The organism is Bacillus sp. FSL W7-1034 (genome assembly GCF_038593365.1).
GTDB classification, from domain to species: domain Bacteria; phylum Bacillota; class Bacilli; order Bacillales; family Bacillaceae; genus Bacillus; species Bacillus altitudinis.
This window is the reverse complement of record NZ_CP151989.1, coordinates 425,367-441,585: the sequence shown is the minus strand read 5'-3', so window position 1 is coordinate 441,585 and position 16,219 is coordinate 425,367. Positions and strand designations below refer to the sequence as shown.

Below are 16,219 nucleotides of genomic sequence, written 5' to 3'. Positions count from 1 at the left end.
GCTCAGTTAAATAGTACTTCTATTGATGATATGAAAAGTTCCAGAATCACTTCAAAAAAAACACCTTCAGATTGATATCAGAGGTGTTTTTAAATAGCTCAAATTTAATGTTTTTTGATTTTAAAACCGAATCTCATCATCTCCGTGGATTTGCAACTGGAGCGGTTCACTTTTCACCTGATGTTTTTTCACATAGCGGTGATAGACAACATATCCAATGATCATGAGCGGTACGCCGACATACAGCCCAATCCGCTGCTCGGCATCAAAGGCAAGACTGATTAGCACAATCGAGTTCAGCGTGATCGCAATGATCGGCAGTACCGGATAAAGAGGGGTTTTAAATTTTAGGTTTTCCAGCTTTCCGCCTGCTTTCAAATATCTTCTGCGGAAAAGCAGCTGTGATAATGTAATCGTAATCCAGCCGGTTTGGGCACTCATGCCTGCAATAGACACGATCCAAGCAAAAACGGTTTTCTCTGCAAAGAATCCTGATAATAACGAAATACCTGTAAACAGGAAAGTGAGCAGTAAGGCATTCATCGGGATGCCCCGCTGATTGACTCGTCTAAACGCCTTCCCTGCCATTCCTTCCTTCGACAAAGAGTACAGCATTCTCGTAGAGGCATATAGGCCAGAGTTCGCCACAGATAATAAAGCAATGATAATGACAAAGTTCATGATATCTGCCGCATATGGAATGCCCGTTCTCTCAAACACAGTGACAAATGGGCTTTGCAGCACACTCGCTTCTTTCCAAGGCACCATGCCCGCTAAGACAAAAATAGATAAAACGAAAAAAACAAGTGTGCGCCAAACCGTCTGATGAATCGAGCGAGGCACGGTTTTCTCTGGATTTTCACTTTCTCCTGCCGCAATCCCGATCAGCTCCGTTCCTTGAAACGAAAAATTCACCGTGATCATCGTGACGACTACTGCGAGCAAGCCATTCGGAAACAGACCGTCACTCACAAAATGACTAAAGTAAGGAGCTGGTTCCCCGCTCGTCGTTTGAATAAAACCAAACATCGCCGCTCCGCCTACGCCAATAAATAGTAAGATGGCAACAATCTTAATGGTTGAAAAGAAAAACTCCGACTCCCCGAACGCTTTCGCTGACCTGGCATTTAATAAGAACAAACACAGCCCAAATATGAGACACCAAATCCACACATCCACTTGTGGAAGCCAGCGTCTCATCAGCTGCCCTGCTGATAAAAATTCCAGCGCCACAGTAGCTGCCCAGCCAAGCCAATAAATCCAGCCAACAGCAAATCCTGCTGCAGGACTCACAAATTTCGTCGCATACGTATGAAACGACCCCGACACAGGAAGCGCGACTGACAGCTCTCCAAGACACAGCATGGTTAAATACATAATCAATCCGCCCACTATATAGGAAAGAACAGCTCCAACTGGCCCTGCTTGTCCAATCGTATAGCCTGTTCCAAGGAAAAAGCCTGTCCCAATGACACCGCCAAGAGAAATCATAAATAAATGGCGGGAGGTCATCGCCCTTTTCAATTGTTCGGGCTGATTTTGTCCAACATCCACAATGATGCCCTCCTTCTTCTAAGATGTTCTGTTATCAAAACATGTCTCCATGTGATTATTCCATTTTCAAAACAACCTACTAATTATACATCTTTTATAATAAATATGCTTCCTTCTATCGTCACTGTTACAAAGTCTTTATTTTAGTAATGTTCGCACAACTTAAAGAAGAGACTCACCTTGAAATTCACGAACCATCAAAAAACCAGTGTGCGTCTACCTAAAGACTTTCACACTGGTTTTCAATTATTTTTCTGACAAGAAGGAAATAGAGAATATCATGGAAGGATCTTTTTCTTTCGTGTACCTGTCATAACAATGATAAACAAAGCCATATTGATTTTGTTCAACTCTCATCCCCGAACCTCGATCATGATAACCAGGCATTCTTTCCTCTTCCCAGATATTGAATAAATTCATAGTACCTCCAACACAAGTTACCATATGTTCATCACTTCCCTTATTCTCCCAAAATATTAAAGTAGAGACTTTGTCACCCCCTCCTACGATAAAACCATTTTCTGATAAAAGAACAACTCCCTGTCTACGTGAAGACGCTGTATGATGGATTTTCACTTGTATCGACTGATCACTTGAAAAATGAACCACATCTGTTTTCATCACTTGATCTAATTGGCCATCTACTTCTTGGTACTCCTTCTCTTTTCTAATTCGCATGCATTTGTCGCTCCTCATTACTTTTTTTATGATCATTGTGATTGTTCAAATTCACTTTCAACAAATAAATCAAAAGAAAACACGGCATACAAATAATGGCCATTCCTAAGAATGCATAGGATGGAGATATAGAAAATAAGTACCCACTCACAATTGTTAACAGACCGTTACCAAGACTTAATCCTAAAGCTGCGTATAACCCGTGAGCATATGGGAAAAATTGATTTTTTATATGTGTATCTAGATATTTCATAAAGGCAACTTGAGTAAGACCAAACGTAAAGGCATGGAGTAGTTGGGACAGGATGAAAATAAACACATCTTCAAAAAGGAAGAGTGACACCCATCTTATAATGGATGCCGTTACACTAAACATCAATAAAGTCGTCACCGAACCCTTTTTAAACAACGAATCCGAAATGAAAAAGAAGACAATTTCTGCGATGACCGCTATTAGCAAAAGAAACCCTATATATTCTGGCCGTACCCCTAAATTACCTAAAAAAAGCACAGCGTAACTGTAATATGCAGCATGAGCCGACTGTAAGATGACACAAAGAAGCAGAACAAACACAAATGACTTTGATTGAAATAGTTTTTTTATGCTCATTCCCGCTGGGTCATTTTTTTCTCGCAAGGTACTAGGAGCTCGTAAAGAAGCCAATAAGGCAAATAGCAGCAGTCCCCCAAGCATCACATAAATAATGACTCTTTCCCCAAATAAAGAGATCATAATCCCCATAAGCAGCAATGCTACAATATATCCAAAAGAGCCAAAGGATCTACTGCGTCCATAAGCAATCTCTCCTTTTTTCATCAGTCTAGAGGCCATCGCTTCATGCATAGCTAAAGGCATTGGATAGAGAAGACTAATGAAGAACGTGGTCACAATGACCGCTGAAAAGCTATTTGCTGGTATAAGAAGAACAAAAAGAAGCACCGATAAAAAAACCACCCATTGATTTAAACGAGCCAAGCCCATATACTGACTTGCCAAAGGAAATAGAAAAAAGGTAGTCATCGCTCGGGTTAGTAACCCAGTCGCAATAATGATCCCAGCTTGATCAGGTGAGAAGTTTTTATCTGCAACAAGCCATATCGACCAATAAGGAACAAATATACCAAATGTGAAAAAGAAACCAAAAAACTGCATAGACATCCATTTGTTAGCATTCATATTCTTTCTGCCGATCTGACTTTATTCAATTGCCCTTTTATAAATTCACTCATTTCTTGAAAACAGCGGTCTTTAGAAGGCGCTTTAAAAGCCTCTGAATAGGGGTTAGCAAATCCATGTCTTCCCTCTACCATCTTCACACGAACCCCTTTCTTTTTCTCCAAAACCTCGACAATCTCCAAGGGTTTAAAAGCATTTTCAATGGTCGGAAAAAACAACAACGTTTCACATTTAGGCGAAATCGTCATGTAATCTCTTATCCTGGAACCATATAACCCGATGATTCCAGTAAATAAACCGTCATATCGACTACATAGCCAAGCGACTGTTGCTCCCACACTGAAACCCAATGCAAAAAGACGGATACTCTTATCTTTTGCTTTTAATTCTCTTGCTAATTGAAGGACTGTGTCGACTGATCGGTCAAAACCTACTTCTGTCATAAAATAACGATAAGCATCGTCTTCACTATCACGATCAAATGGTTTGATTTGACCTAGTAGCTGCGGGCAATAGACTTCAAAACCAGCTCTTTCAAAATATTTGATCGTCGTCTCCATATGATCATTTATGCCATAAATCTCATGTATTAAGATAATGACTGGCTTTTGTTGATGATGATGTAATGTTTGCAAATGTCTATCATTCCCTTCTTAAGAGTGAAAAACGAGAAGACTTTCCCCACCCTTAATTCCCATTCACCTTTACTTCCATGTGTAAAATACCTGTAAATGTAGGATTAGAAGTCCATTCTGGATTTTCAAGATCGTATAAAGGCTGTATATCAGGACATCGTGAAATGACTTCTTTTAATATCTCCATGATTTCTGCTCGAGCAAATGCTGCTGCGATACATGTGTGATACCCTCCACCAAAGGCCATATGACGAAATCCCTTTCTCGTGATATCCATTTGGTCTGGATGTGCGAAAACCCTCTCATCTCTTCCAGCAGATGCCAAGAAAAAGTAAACAGAATCGTTCTTTTTAATTTGCTTTCCATGCAACTCAATATCTGCGGATGCATGTCTGACAATATATTGAATAGGTCCTTCTAACCTCATTGTTTCGTCTAGGACTTTAGGTAATAATGACATATCCTTTTTCAACATATTGAGAATCTCTGGATTTTTAAATAACAAATGCAGCGAGTTACTGAGCACAAACTGTGGAATTTTATGTCCGCCAAAAATGAGATGCATCGTCTGGGCGATTAATTGATCATCTGTTAACTCGCCATTAACACCCGGTGTTTCAGAAATAAGCCGGCTTAACAAATCATTCTTCTTCTCTTTTCTTCTCTCTGCTATAGCATTTGATAAATATGCATAAATCTCTTTTACGCTTCCCCTGACTTGTTCGCTTATTTCTTTACTAGGTACATGAGATACGACAAAGTTTTGCATAAAAAGAGCAATATCATCGGACCATTTGATAAATTTATCTACTTCTGCACCTGGAATACCAAGCATTTTACACAGTACCATTGCTGGGATAGGATGTGCGATTTCTTCTACGAAATCAAATGATTCTGTGTGGCCCTCAAGAACACGGTCAATAATTGTCGCAACTATTTTTTTAATTTCAGGAGTGATCAATTCAATTTCATTTACTAAAAACGCCCGATTCATATAACCCCTTAGCTCTGTATGGTCAGGACGATCATGATAAACCATCCATGTTTTAATGATGTCAATGATATCTTTAAAGTGCTGATCTTCACCTTTTTCTAGGTTATTCATCTTTAAAGGAATTACTTGACTCGATATAAACCGATCGCCCGGAAGGTTTGTGGTCATGTCAGCATGTCTTGTAATGAACCAAGACTTCATCTCTTCATTCCAACACACAGGGGCTTCATTTCTTAATTGCTTATAAATGTCATATCGACGTTCAAAATATTCATTACTATACAAACTCAACTGTTCCACACTCTGTTCTGTTTTCATTTTCAACATCATCCCTTCTGTTTTCACATACAACTTTCTCGATTCATTTTTGAGATTAGTGGAAATATTACGACCTTCTCTTCACAGCAGGCGGGAGCATATAAAAAACCAAGATAAAGAGAACCTGCACCATCACTGAATAGCGCGAGAAGTTCTACCTGATCTTGGTCTTAAAGAATGTATGATTGAAACGATTCACAGAGGTTTTTAGTTAGAGGCATCTAACAGTATAAAATGATATAGTTCCTGTCATTTTTCCTATAAGTAAGATTAAGTAGCAATCTTCTCGTAGTCTAATTCTTTACGGGAATTAGGTAGAGACTCTCAGACCATATTTCTGAAGGTATACGAGTATTGCTGCCTACATCAAATTTGAATCGAATGTAAAAAAATGCAATAAAATACTTTATTTTTACATTTTCATCATAGCATATTTGCCTTTGAATTGGTTCAAAAAATGATTACATTTTTCAAATATCTTGACGAGCATTTCGCTATTTGCTCGATTTTAGTTTGATCTCTCTTTTAATTCGGGTATATGGATAGCGGCATTAGTTGGCCTATTTCTTACTAGAAGGCTGTAACAGCAGGCATAAAGTTGGTGAGATTCGCTCAAGCTAGTTTCAAATGCTTTACTTTTAGGTTGCTTCTCTGTAAGATCATATGTTGTAAATACCAACAAGAAAAGTGGGGAATAAAATGAAAAAAATGTTCTTTGCCATTATTTTAGGCGCTTGTGTTGCATTGATCACAGCATGTGGATCAGCTGCAAACGACAGCGCAAATAAACAATCTGGGTCTAAGGAATCAGGTGACCTTTGGAAGTCCATTCAGGATAAAGGCGTATTAACCATCGGTACAGAAGGTACATATGCTCCTTTCACCTTCCATGACAAAAAGACAGATAAATTAACTGGCTATGATGTCGAGGTCATCACAGAAGTCGCAAAACGTCTTGACTTAAAACCAGAATTCAAAGAAACACAATGGGACAGCATGTTTGCTGGTCTGAATTCAAAACGTTTTGATGTGGTAGCGAACCAAGTTGGTAAAACTGGACGTGAAAATCAATATGATTTCTCTGATAAATACACAACATCTCAAGCCATTGTTGTGACAAAATCAGATAACAATGACATCAAGAAACTTTCTGATGTGAAAGGCAAAAAAGCAGCACAATCATTAACAAGTAACTACAACAAATTAGCTACAGATGCTGGCGCTAAAATTGAAGGGGTTGAAGGTCTTGCACAATCCATTCAATTGATTCAGCAAGGGCGTGCTGATTTGACGTTCAATGACAAATTGGCTGTCTTGAATTACTTGAAAACAAGCGGTAACAAAAACCTAAAAGTTGCATTTGAAACAGGAGATCCACAAGAAACGTATTTTGCCTTCAGAAAAGGCAGCGGCGAAGTCGTTGACAAAGTGAATGGCGCACTAAAAGAAATGAAGAAAGATGGTACACTCGCTAAGATTTCTAAGAAATGGTTTGGTGAAGATGTTACAAAATAATATCCTCGGAGTCGTCATTCCGTGGGATCTTCTTCAGCAATCTTTTTGGCCAATGGTGATGCAGGGAATTTATTATACAATTCCCCTCGCCATCATTGCCTTTATCATTGGTCTTTTTATCGCGCTTGTGACAGCTCTTGCTAGAATGTCTAAAATCAAAGCGCTCAGATGGATTTTTTCTATCTATGTGTCGGCTGTTCGCGGAACGCCGCTTTTTGTGCAATTGTTTATTATTTTCTATTTCTTTCCGACATTTAATATCACACTTGATCCATATCCAAGTGCTATCATCGCTTTTTCTTTAAACGTAGGTGCGTATGCTTCGGAAATTATTCGTGCATCCGTCCTATCTGTTCCAAAAGGACAATGGGAAGCGGGGTATTCGATTGGGATGACCCATCGCAAAACGCTCGTCCGCGTGATTTTACCGCAGGCAGTGCGTGTATCGATTCCGCCGCTGTCTAATTCATTCATTAGTTTGGTGAAAGATACATCGCTTGCCTCCCAAATCCTCGTGGCAGAGATGTTCCGTAAATCACAAGAAATTGCTGCGGCGAACTTGGATCAAATTTTATTTATTTATATGGAAGCAGCCCTGATTTATTGGGTATTCTGCTTCATTCTATCGCTCGTTCAACACCAAATTGAAAAACGACTTGATCGATATGTCGCAAGGTAAGGAGGGAACGACATGCTAACAGTCAAAGGCTTAAACAAATCCTTTGGTGAAAATGAGATTTTAAAGTCGATTGATTTTACGATCAACAAAGGGCAGGTTGTGGCGATTCTTGGTCCATCAGGTTCAGGAAAAACAACGATGCTTCGCTGTTTAAATGCACTTGAAATTCCAAATGCCGGCTCCTTTACCTTCGATGATTTCTCGATTGATTTTTCTAAAAAAAATAAACAAGCTGATTTGCTCAAGCTTCGCCGGAAGTCAGGCATGGTGTTTCAAGATTATCATCTGTTCCCACATCGCACTGTTCTTGAGAATGTGATGGAAGGTCCAGTCCAAGTCCAGCGCCGTCCGAAAGAAGCGGTGCGAAAAGAAGCGATTCAGCTCCTGCAAAAGGTAGGACTTGAGGATAAAAAAGATTTGTATCCCTTCCAGCTGTCAGGCGGTCAAAAGCAGCGTGTCGGCATTGCCCGTGCACTTGCCATTCAGCCAGAGCTTATGCTTTTTGATGAACCAACCTCTGCGCTTGATCCTGAGCTTGTCGGAGAAGTCTTAAAGGTCATGAAAGATTTAGCGAAAGAAGGCTGGACGATGGCGGTTGTCACACATGAAATCAAGTTTGCCCAAGAAGTGGCGGACGAAGTGATTTTTATTGATGGCGGCGTGATCGTCGAACAAGGTCCTCCTGAAGAAATCTTCAAACGACCAAAGGAAGAACGAACAAAACAATTCTTAAATCGGATTTTGAATCCAGTATGATCAAAAAGGCTGTTCTCATCATGTGAGAACAGCCTTTTTTTATATCTCTTTTTGCAGCCGCAGCGCTAGTAAATCTTGCAGGAGCAGTCTCGCTCCCTCTGGGCTGACAACTACACCGCCTGACAGCGCCTTATTGGAACAGGTGACTTGCCCTGTAACGATACAAGGTTTATCCCGCCAATAAGGCTTTATCACAATATGACTTTCTTCTTGATAGATTTCAATAAAATCTTGTGGATGAATTTTCAACCGTTTTCTTATATCTGTCGGCAGGACAATTCTTCCAACGTTATCTATATACTTTACATCTTCTTTATTTAACAAATTGACCCCCCCTGCATCTCTAGATATGATATAGAAGATTCCCTGTTTATCAAGGGATTAAGCGCTCTAATCGGTTAATGAAAGAATGAGCTGCAGGCTGATCCAGTGGCTAAACACGCTTCCCATATATAATATATCTGTTTGGCGCAGGACCAATGAAAGAAAAAGGATAACATGTGGTGAGGACAAGTTCTTCCTTTTCCTGTTGTAGTGTAATAATACTTTGATCATCTTTTTTCACAATCTTTGTTTTCTCAATTTCATAGGTAAACCGACCGTATGAAAGCTCTATGACAAGTTGATCCCCTTTCACAAGTTCTCCTGTTCGTCTAAACACAGTATCACGATGCCCAGATAAAACGATTTGTCCCTGTTCGTTAGGAAAATAGCTCTCGTGATAATGACCCACTCCCTTTGCCAAATCCTCCGCCGCTGTTCCTTCTACAATTGGTAACTCAGCGTTTAACTTTGGAATGTGCAAGAGCCCAATGGTTTCACCAGCCTCCGGCACAAAAGAGGAATCCATTTTCCCCTTTTGCTGGATGGCTGCTTGCGCAGACTGGAATGATTGATCTACTTGTCTTTGTCCATCAACGATTTTCATATATCCTACAATCACAAAACAAATACCCGCTGTAATCAATAGAGCTGAGATGTTTTTTTGAAACATGGACGATTATCCGTTTCTTTTTCTTCTTTTCCATACAATAAGGGATGCACCTATTAGTACAAGTGCAAATCCTGCTAGTAAAAGGTTGTACATCTCTGTTGCAGTGTTCGGAAGATGATGACCAGGTGTATCCGGTTCTGAATGAGAAGGCTGCTCTGGATTTGCTGGCACCTCTGGCACATGCGGCGGTACTACCGTTGTTGAGTTTTCAGGTTTGTCTGGTTCGTCAACATTATCACCCTTCACAACTGCGATATTTTGAATGGTTTTACCTTCAGATCCTTTCGCGACCTTCGCTTCAAAAGTCACCGTATGCCAGTCCGTATCTTTGATATCGCCAAATTGACCGGTCACTGTGCCTTTTGTGTAGTCTCCGTTGTCGTCATCTTTTGCATCTGTAACGGCTTGGTCATCTACTTTTAGTGACCCTTCGACGTATTCAAGACCTTTTGGCAGTTGATCTGCGATGACTAAATCTTTGATGACACTGTCTTCTACACTATTTTTTGTTTTGATGGTGTAAAGGAGAGTGTCGCCTACTTGTACTTCTTTTTCATTTGTATTGCCTTCTGCTTTTTGAGCAATCTCAGATGTTTTTTCTGATTCAAGCTTTGGATCTCTTGGATCAATGTTTGTTTCGGTTGTCGGCTCATCTGGCGGCGTGTTTTCGCCTGTTACTTTCGCTGTGTTTTGAATGGTTTTATCCGCTTGGCCTTTAGCGACCTTCGCTTCGAAAGTAACTGTATGCCAGTCTGTGTCTTTGATATCACCAAATTGACCGGTGACTGTGCCTTCTGTGTAGTCTCCGTTGTCGTCATCTTTTGCATCTGTAACGGCTTGGTCATCTACTTTTAATGATCCTTCGACATATTCAAGACCTTCTGGCAGTTGATCTGCGATGACTAAATCTTTGATGATACTGTCTTCTACACTATTTTTTGTTTTGATGGTGTAAAGAAGGGTGTCGCCTACCTGAACTTGTTTTTCATTTGTATTGCCTTCTGCTTTTTGAGAGATCTCAGATGTTTTTTCTGATTCAAGCTTTGGATCTCTTGGATCAATGTTTGTTTCGGTTGTCGGCTCATCTGGCGGTGTGTTTTCGCCTGTTACTTTTGCTGTATTTTGAATGGTTTTCCCTGATTGTCCTTTGGCTACTTTCGCCTCAAACGTCACAGTATGCCAGTCCGTGTCTTTGATATCACCAAATTGTCCGGTGACTGCGCCTTTTGTGTAATCTCCGTTATCGTCATCTTTTGCATCTGTGACGGCTTGGTCATCTACTTTTAATGACCCTTCGACGTATTCAAGACCTTCTGGCAGTTGATCTGAAATCACGAGATTTTCGACGATGCTGTCTTCTTCAAGATTCTTTGTTTTGATCGTATAAAGAAGGGTATCGCCTACCTGTGGTGTTTTTTCATCTGTGTTCCCTTCTGCTTTTTTCTGAATGCTCGCTGTCTTTTCTGATGCTAGTTTTGGTTCACGAGGATAAATTTCTGTTTTCGTTGTTGGATCATCTGGTGGTGTGTTTTCACCTGTTACTTCGGCAGTGTTTTGAATGTCTTGACCAGCCTGTCCCTTTTCAACTGTCACTTCAAACGTCACGGTATGCCAGTCCGTGTCCTTCACATCACCAAAATAACCTGTGACCTTTCCATCTGTGTAGTCTCCGCTATCGTCGTCTTTCACATCTGTGACAGATTCTCCATCAATTTCAAGAGACCCAGCGACATACGTCAGCCCTTTTGGTAATTGATCTGAGATCACTAGATTTTCCACAAGGCTGTCTTCTATCGTGTTCTTTGTTTTAATTGTATAAAGCAGGGTATCTCCTACTTCTGGATGCTTCTCATCTTTGTTACCTTCAGCTTTTTTCTGCAAGACCGCTGATTTTTCTGATTCCAACTTTGGATCACGAGGATAGATTTCTGTTTTTGTTGTTGGATCGTCTGGTGGTGTGTTTTCACCTGTGACACTCGCTGTATTTTGAATGTCTTTGCCAGATTGTCCTTTTTCAACCGTCACTTCAAATGTCACGGTATGCCAATCTGTATCTTGAATGTCACCAAATTGTCCTGATATGGTACCATCTGTGAAGTCTCCGTTATCGTCATCCTTTGCGTCAGTGACTGCCTCTCCATCCACTTGAAGTGAATCCGGCACATACGCTAATCCTTCCGGCAGTTCGTCTGAGATCACTAAATTTTCAACGAGACTGTCTTCTATCGTATTCTTTGTTTTAATCGTATAAAGAAGTGTATCACCGACCTCTGGATGCTTCTCATCTGTATTGCCATCTGCTTTTTTCTGCAAGACCGCTGATTTTTCTGAAGTCAGCTTTGGGTCACGAGGATAGATCTCTACATTCGTTGTCGGCTCGTCTGGCGGTGTGTTGCCGGTTGTGACACTCGCTGTATTTTGAATATCTTTGCCTGCCTGACCTTTTTCAACTGTGACTTCAAACGTCACGGTATGCCATTTCGTATCTTTCACTTCACCGAACGTTCCAGTGACAGTTCCGTCTGTCATATCACCGTTGTCGTCATCTTTTACATCTGTGACTGGATTTCCATCTACCTGAAGTGAATTTGGTACATAAGATAATCCTTGAGGTAACTTGTCAGAAATCACAAGGTCTTCTATTACACTATCTTCAACAGCGTTACGGGCTTGAATGGTATACAGCAATGTGTCCCCTACTTCTGGGTGCTTCTCATCTGTATTCCCATCTGCTTTTTTCTGTAAGACCGCTGATTTTTCTGATTCAAGCTTCGGATCACGAGGATAAATTTCTATGTTTGTTGTTGGATTGTCTGGCGGTGTGTTTTCCCCTTTGACATTCGCTGTATTTTGAATATCTTTACCCGCTTGCCCTTTTGCTACTTTCGCTTCAAATGTCACGGTGTGCCAATCGGTATCTTTCACATCACCTATTTGACCTGTCACAGTACCGTTTGTAAAATCACCTTTGTCTTGATCCTTTGCATCTGTTACGCTTGTGCCATCTACCTTAAGAGATCCAGAAACATAGGTTAAGCTGCTCGGAAGATTATCTGATATGATCAGATTTTTAAGAATGCCGAATTGCACCGTATTTTTTGCTCTAATTGTATAAAGCAAAGTGTCGCCTACTTCTGGATGCTTTTCATCTGTGTTGCCTTCTGCTTTTTTCTGTAAAGCAACAGATTTTTCTGATTCAAGGTTAGGAGGATATGGATCGAATTCAGGCTTCACCCTTGAAGCTAAGTCGTAAGATAATGAATCACCTACAGTGCCCATATATGTTGTACTTAATGTTTTCGCATCAAGTGTAAAAAGAGTGGAATGACCAATGGATTCATTTAATCCTGACTGTAATAGCATCTGCCCATTTGGCAAGAAGCTAATTCCCCGCACGCCTCCGTCAATCGTTTTACCATCCGCATTTGTAATCGGAATGACACGAATGACTTCAGCTGTTTCAGGATTCATTTGCGCAACGGCTCCACTGTTATTAGATGCAAACCAAAGATAGCCATCCTTATCGACTACAAGATCTCCGCCAATGTCACCACCAATGCCAGAGCCAGCGTCATAACCGACGATTTTTTTGGACGTTTTTTGACCCGTAACTAAATCGTACGTTCCAAGGAAAGAATCACCATTAGAAAAATAAGAATAAATATATTTATCTTGATGCACAACGGCATTAGTAGCGCCTTCAGGTAGTTTCGTTACGACTTGTGCTTGCCCTGATGTCGCATTTATTTTATATAGAGTAAGGCTAGTGCCATTTGCAGTTGCATACACTACATTTTCTCGATCACTAACAGCAACACCATTCACTGCGCCTATATCGATTCCTTTCACCTCTACACTAGCTTTAACATTTGTTGGATCATTTCCATCGAGTTGCTGAAGAACTAGTGGCCTAGTCCCAATCATATAGGAATCCGTATTGTTCACGACCACTGTTCCAGCAGCTTTTGTAACAGGTGGTGAGACCGTTAATAAATTCCCAGCGATCAGCACCAATATAAGAAATAATTGACTCGTTCTTTTTAATATGTTCATTTTTTGACATCCCCTTTTCCCTGCTTTACATCATAATGGTATGTACCAGTTCACCTCCCACACTTTGGTAAAGAATATCAGTAACATTTCAGAACCCTCAACATGACTAAAAGACTATTTTCGACAAAAATAGCCCTTTTGTCATATACAGCTTTCGACATCTGATCCATCTATGTTTTTTCCAATAAAACAAGTTTTTTTATCGTGTATTAAATATTTTATCTATTAATAAAAACAGGCCTAACGGCGCAATTTACATACAATCTATTCTAATTTATCTTGAATATTCTTTAATTGGATAAAGGTTGTTTTTTTGTCATTTTATATTGAATTTTTTTCTTATTTTCATAAAAATTGTTAATTATTGGTTCACTTTGTTAAAAAAAACAAGGCAAAAGTCTTGCTCCAAAATTTGATGTTTTCTGCTCTTTTTATGGAAAAAATTCTTTTTGTCGAGTAAGCGATTACAATTGAGCAAAGCCATTTAAAGGGGCGTGCGAGTATGTTACGATTGAAATCGAGTGTTTAAGAAAGAAGGGAAAGCTTTTGAAGCGGGAACATCTTTTACGTTGGTTTTTTTATTTTGTTGGATTGATTGTACTTGCTTTTGGACTATCGCTGACAGTGAAGGGAAAGATCCTTGGCATTGGTCCGTGGGACGCTTTTCATTATGGACTGTTTCAGCATTTTGGTTTAACCATTGGACAATGGTCGATCATTATTGGTGCACTCATTGTGACACTGACATCTGTTTTCACGAAATCTTTTCCAAAGATCGGCGCCCTTCTCAATATGGTGCTGATTGGCGTGTTTATTGATTTCTTTAATGCAGTATTACCTGCACCACATGGGTATTTACCTGCTTTATATGTATTTATTACGGGCGTGATTGTGTCTGGGTATGGCGTTGGCATTTATGTCTCAGCTAATCTTGGCGCCGGGCCAAGGGATTCATTAATGCTGCTCATTTCAGCAAAAACAGGGCTGAACGTACAGTGGGTTCGAAATGGTATTGAGTTAACCGTGCTTCTATTTGCATGGATGCTCGGCGGCCCGATTGGCATTGGAACGATTCTGACGGCCATCTTTACTGGACTCGTCCTTCGCTTTTCATTGCCACAATCGACACGGCTCTTGCAGCTGCTCATTACAAAAACAGCGGAGAAACCTGTTCAAACCCTTACCCGATAAGAACAAGCCATTCTACTAAAAGAATGGCTTGTTTTGTGCTAAACTAAATAGACGAAATATTCTTAAAACAGGAGATGATCCTCTGATGCAGCTTTTCCATTATCATTACTGGACACCATTTGTTGAGGAGACGGAGCAGGCGTACACTTCATTAGGCTTTGAAGTAAAGGGTCGTTTCGCAAAGGAAGGTTCCTTTCCTCCTCCGCAGACATGGGATGATTTTAGAGAGAAGAAGCCCTCTTTCCGAATCATTGAGATGAGAAAGGGACAGATCAATATCACATTTGGTTATAGTAAAAAAGTCCTTTTTGATCACATCGGCTTTCTAGTGACTGATGATGAATATGATCAGCTGCTGGTACAAGCGCAAAAGAGAAACTGGGCAATCCAGACCGGGGAGCGAAGAACGTTTCTTTCTACACCGATGCGCTTAAGGCTTGAATTGCAGCGGCGGACAGATGTGATTGAAACTGGTGAAGAAGCAATTGCCGAGATGACGATCGCAGTACCTGATTTGACTCATACACCTGCGGTCGATCAGTTGCTGGACGGTTTGACACAACCTATTCATTGGAAAAAGGGAGAACGTCTCTCTTTACTTGAAGTGAAGATGATGGATTCTCATAGGATGAATACGACCGATCCAAACGGTGTTCACATCCTCAAACAAGGATAAAAAGCAGCGAGATACGCTGCCTTTTTTATGATTGTTTACGGATTGGAATCCAAATCAATGTCACATGATCTGGAGAATGTATCTCTCCATCTAAAGGATACGTTTCCATCTCCATTCCCCCAGCATGCTCATATCCTGAGGCAGGAAACCATTCTGTGAAAATACGTGTCCATGTTGAATGCACAGCGGTTTCGACAGGCCCCTTTGCCTGAAATACAGCCCACGTACTGGCCGGAATCTGCTCGACTGTCATGGTCGAATCTGGTTCTTCCTCACCTTGCTCAATCCCAATGATATAGTCAAATGTTTCAAGCGTTTCATCAAAATGCGCACATACACCGATATATCCGAGTTCTCCAGCTGCATGAGCCAGTGAATCCGTCCATCCTTCTTGATTGACACGCTTCCAAAAGGCGGGAATATCCTGTTTGTTTTGGCTATTCTTTGTTGTTGTCTTTAGTCTTCTGCCCATGATTGAAAATGAATCCTTTTCCACAATTCGATAATGCATCGGTTCGACTCCTTTTATTTGAAGTTCGAAGGAGAGACGGGGATAGGCTTTCACTGTATACTTGCCTGTTTTCACTGCTGCCGGTGTATATCCGTGATGCCGCTTGAAGGCTTTCGCAAACGACTCTGGGGTTTCATAGCCATACTTCACCGCCGCATCAATGACTTTCACTTGCTCGGTCATGAATTCTTCTGCCGCAAGGGTTAATCGTCTTTTGCGAATATATTCTGCTACTGCAATTCCCGTCAGCATATGGAATAGCCGCTGATAATGAAATTTAGACATACAGGCGGCCTCTGCCACTTCTTCGATCTGCAAAGGCTGATCCAGCCTCTCTTCCATATAATTGATACTATCCATGATCAAGTGAATCATTTTTCCCTCTCCTTCCTTTTCCACTATATCGAGAACCGCCCGCACCTTCCTGTCATTTTGTGCTTTCATTGAACAGGATGTCTGTTTCTCTTTTGCATGGGTTCATCCAATGG

The 16,219-nt window shown here is 40.7% G+C and carries 14 protein-coding genes and 1 riboswitch; of the genes, 5 read left to right on the top strand and 9 right to left on the bottom strand.

The window, feature by feature from the left end:
• Nucleotides 1–120: 120 nt before the first annotated feature.
• The 5 genes from NST73_RS02105 to NST73_RS02085 all read right to left on the bottom strand — a co-directional run bounded on the left by NST73_RS02105 (nucleotide 121) and on the right by NST73_RS02085 (nucleotide 5,356).
• Nucleotides 121–1,512 carry an amino acid permease gene (locus NST73_RS02105; protein ID WP_046527513.1) on the bottom strand — a complete coding sequence of 464 codons (1,392 nt, stop codon included), beginning with the start codon at nucleotides 1,510–1,512 and terminating at the stop codon, nucleotides 121–123.
• 288 nt (nucleotides 1,513–1,800) lie between these two features.
• Nucleotides 1,801–2,232, bottom strand: a complete 432-nt coding sequence (locus NST73_RS02100; RefSeq protein ID WP_342499339.1) for a hypothetical protein — start codon at nucleotides 2,230–2,232, stop codon at nucleotides 1,801–1,803.
• Entirely contained in the window at nucleotides 2,222–3,409 is a 1,188-nt protein-coding gene (locus tag NST73_RS02095; RefSeq protein ID WP_047946174.1) for an MFS transporter, read from the bottom strand. The genes NST73_RS02100 and NST73_RS02095 overlap by 11 nt, the downstream gene beginning before the upstream one ends.
• Nucleotides 3,406–4,044 (bottom strand): dienelactone hydrolase family protein, encoded by a 639-nt coding sequence (locus NST73_RS02090; protein ID WP_096880997.1) that lies wholly within the window; start codon nucleotides 4,042–4,044, stop codon nucleotides 3,406–3,408. The genes NST73_RS02095 and NST73_RS02090 overlap by 4 nt, the downstream gene beginning before the upstream one ends.
• Nucleotides 4,045–4,096: 52 nt before the next feature.
• Nucleotides 4,097–5,356: a cytochrome P450 gene (locus NST73_RS02085; protein WP_047946192.1), complete on the bottom strand. Its 1,260-nt coding sequence runs from the start codon at nucleotides 5,354–5,356 to the stop codon at nucleotides 4,097–4,099.
• Nucleotides 5,357–5,625: 269 nt separating this feature from the next.
• Nucleotides 5,626–5,727: riboswitch (purine riboswitch) on the bottom strand.
• 328 nt (nucleotides 5,728–6,055) lie between these two features.
• On the opposite strand from NST73_RS02085, the gene tcyA reads away from it, so the two are divergent.
• The 3 genes from tcyA to NST73_RS02070 are packed head-to-tail and all read left to right on the top strand — an operon-like array spanning nucleotide 6,056 to nucleotide 8,306.
• Complete coding sequence (gene tcyA / locus NST73_RS02080; RefSeq protein ID WP_007498178.1) at nucleotides 6,056–6,871, top strand: cystine ABC transporter substrate-binding lipoprotein TcyA; 816 nt, start codon at nucleotides 6,056–6,058, stop codon at nucleotides 6,869–6,871.
• Nucleotides 6,858–7,550 carry an amino acid ABC transporter permease gene (locus tag NST73_RS02075; RefSeq protein ID WP_008347286.1) on the top strand — a complete coding sequence of 231 codons (693 nt, stop codon included), beginning with the start codon at nucleotides 6,858–6,860 and terminating at the stop codon, nucleotides 7,548–7,550. Before tcyA ends, NST73_RS02075 begins: the two co-directional genes overlap by 14 nt.
• Nucleotides 7,551–7,562: 12 nt before the next feature.
• Nucleotides 7,563–8,306: an amino acid ABC transporter ATP-binding protein gene (locus tag NST73_RS02070; RefSeq protein WP_007498183.1), complete on the top strand. Its 744-nt coding sequence runs from the start codon at nucleotides 7,563–7,565 to the stop codon at nucleotides 8,304–8,306.
• Between the two features lie 39 nt (nucleotides 8,307–8,345).
• On the opposite strand, the gene NST73_RS02065 is transcribed toward NST73_RS02070, so the two are convergent.
• The 3 genes from NST73_RS02065 to NST73_RS02055 all read right to left on the bottom strand — a co-directional run bounded on the left by NST73_RS02065 (nucleotide 8,346) and on the right by NST73_RS02055 (nucleotide 13,353).
• Nucleotides 8,346–8,630: an AbrB/MazE/SpoVT family DNA-binding domain-containing protein gene (locus tag NST73_RS02065; RefSeq protein ID WP_039166253.1), complete on the bottom strand. Its 285-nt coding sequence runs from the start codon at nucleotides 8,628–8,630 to the stop codon at nucleotides 8,346–8,348.
• A 109-nt stretch (nucleotides 8,631–8,739) separates the two neighbouring features.
• Nucleotides 8,740–9,300, bottom strand: a complete 561-nt coding sequence (locus tag NST73_RS02060) for a class D sortase (RefSeq protein ID WP_342499338.1) — start codon at nucleotides 9,298–9,300, stop codon at nucleotides 8,740–8,742.
• A gap of 6 nt (nucleotides 9,301–9,306) precedes the next feature.
• Nucleotides 9,307–13,353: an isopeptide-forming domain-containing fimbrial protein gene (locus tag NST73_RS02055; RefSeq protein WP_342499337.1), complete on the bottom strand. Its 4,047-nt coding sequence runs from the start codon at nucleotides 13,351–13,353 to the stop codon at nucleotides 9,307–9,309.
• A gap of 546 nt (nucleotides 13,354–13,899) precedes the next feature.
• On the opposite strand from NST73_RS02055, the gene NST73_RS02050 reads away from it, so the two are divergent.
• A complete protein-coding gene (locus NST73_RS02050; protein ID WP_007498187.1) occupies nucleotides 13,900–14,544 on the top strand; it encodes a YitT family protein in 645 nt (214 codons plus the stop codon).
• A gap of 85 nt (nucleotides 14,545–14,629) precedes the next feature.
• Entirely contained in the window at nucleotides 14,630–15,220 is a 591-nt protein-coding gene (locus tag NST73_RS02045) for a hypothetical protein (protein WP_342499336.1), read from the top strand.
• Nucleotides 15,221–15,245: 25 nt separating this feature from the next.
• On the opposite strand, the gene NST73_RS02040 is transcribed toward NST73_RS02045, so the two are convergent.
• The gene (locus tag NST73_RS02040; protein WP_342499335.1) at nucleotides 15,246–16,106 is read right to left on the bottom strand and encodes an AraC family transcriptional regulator; all 861 of its coding nucleotides are present in this window, start codon (nucleotides 16,104–16,106) and stop codon (nucleotides 15,246–15,248) included.
• Nucleotides 16,107–16,219: the final 113 nt, after the last annotated feature.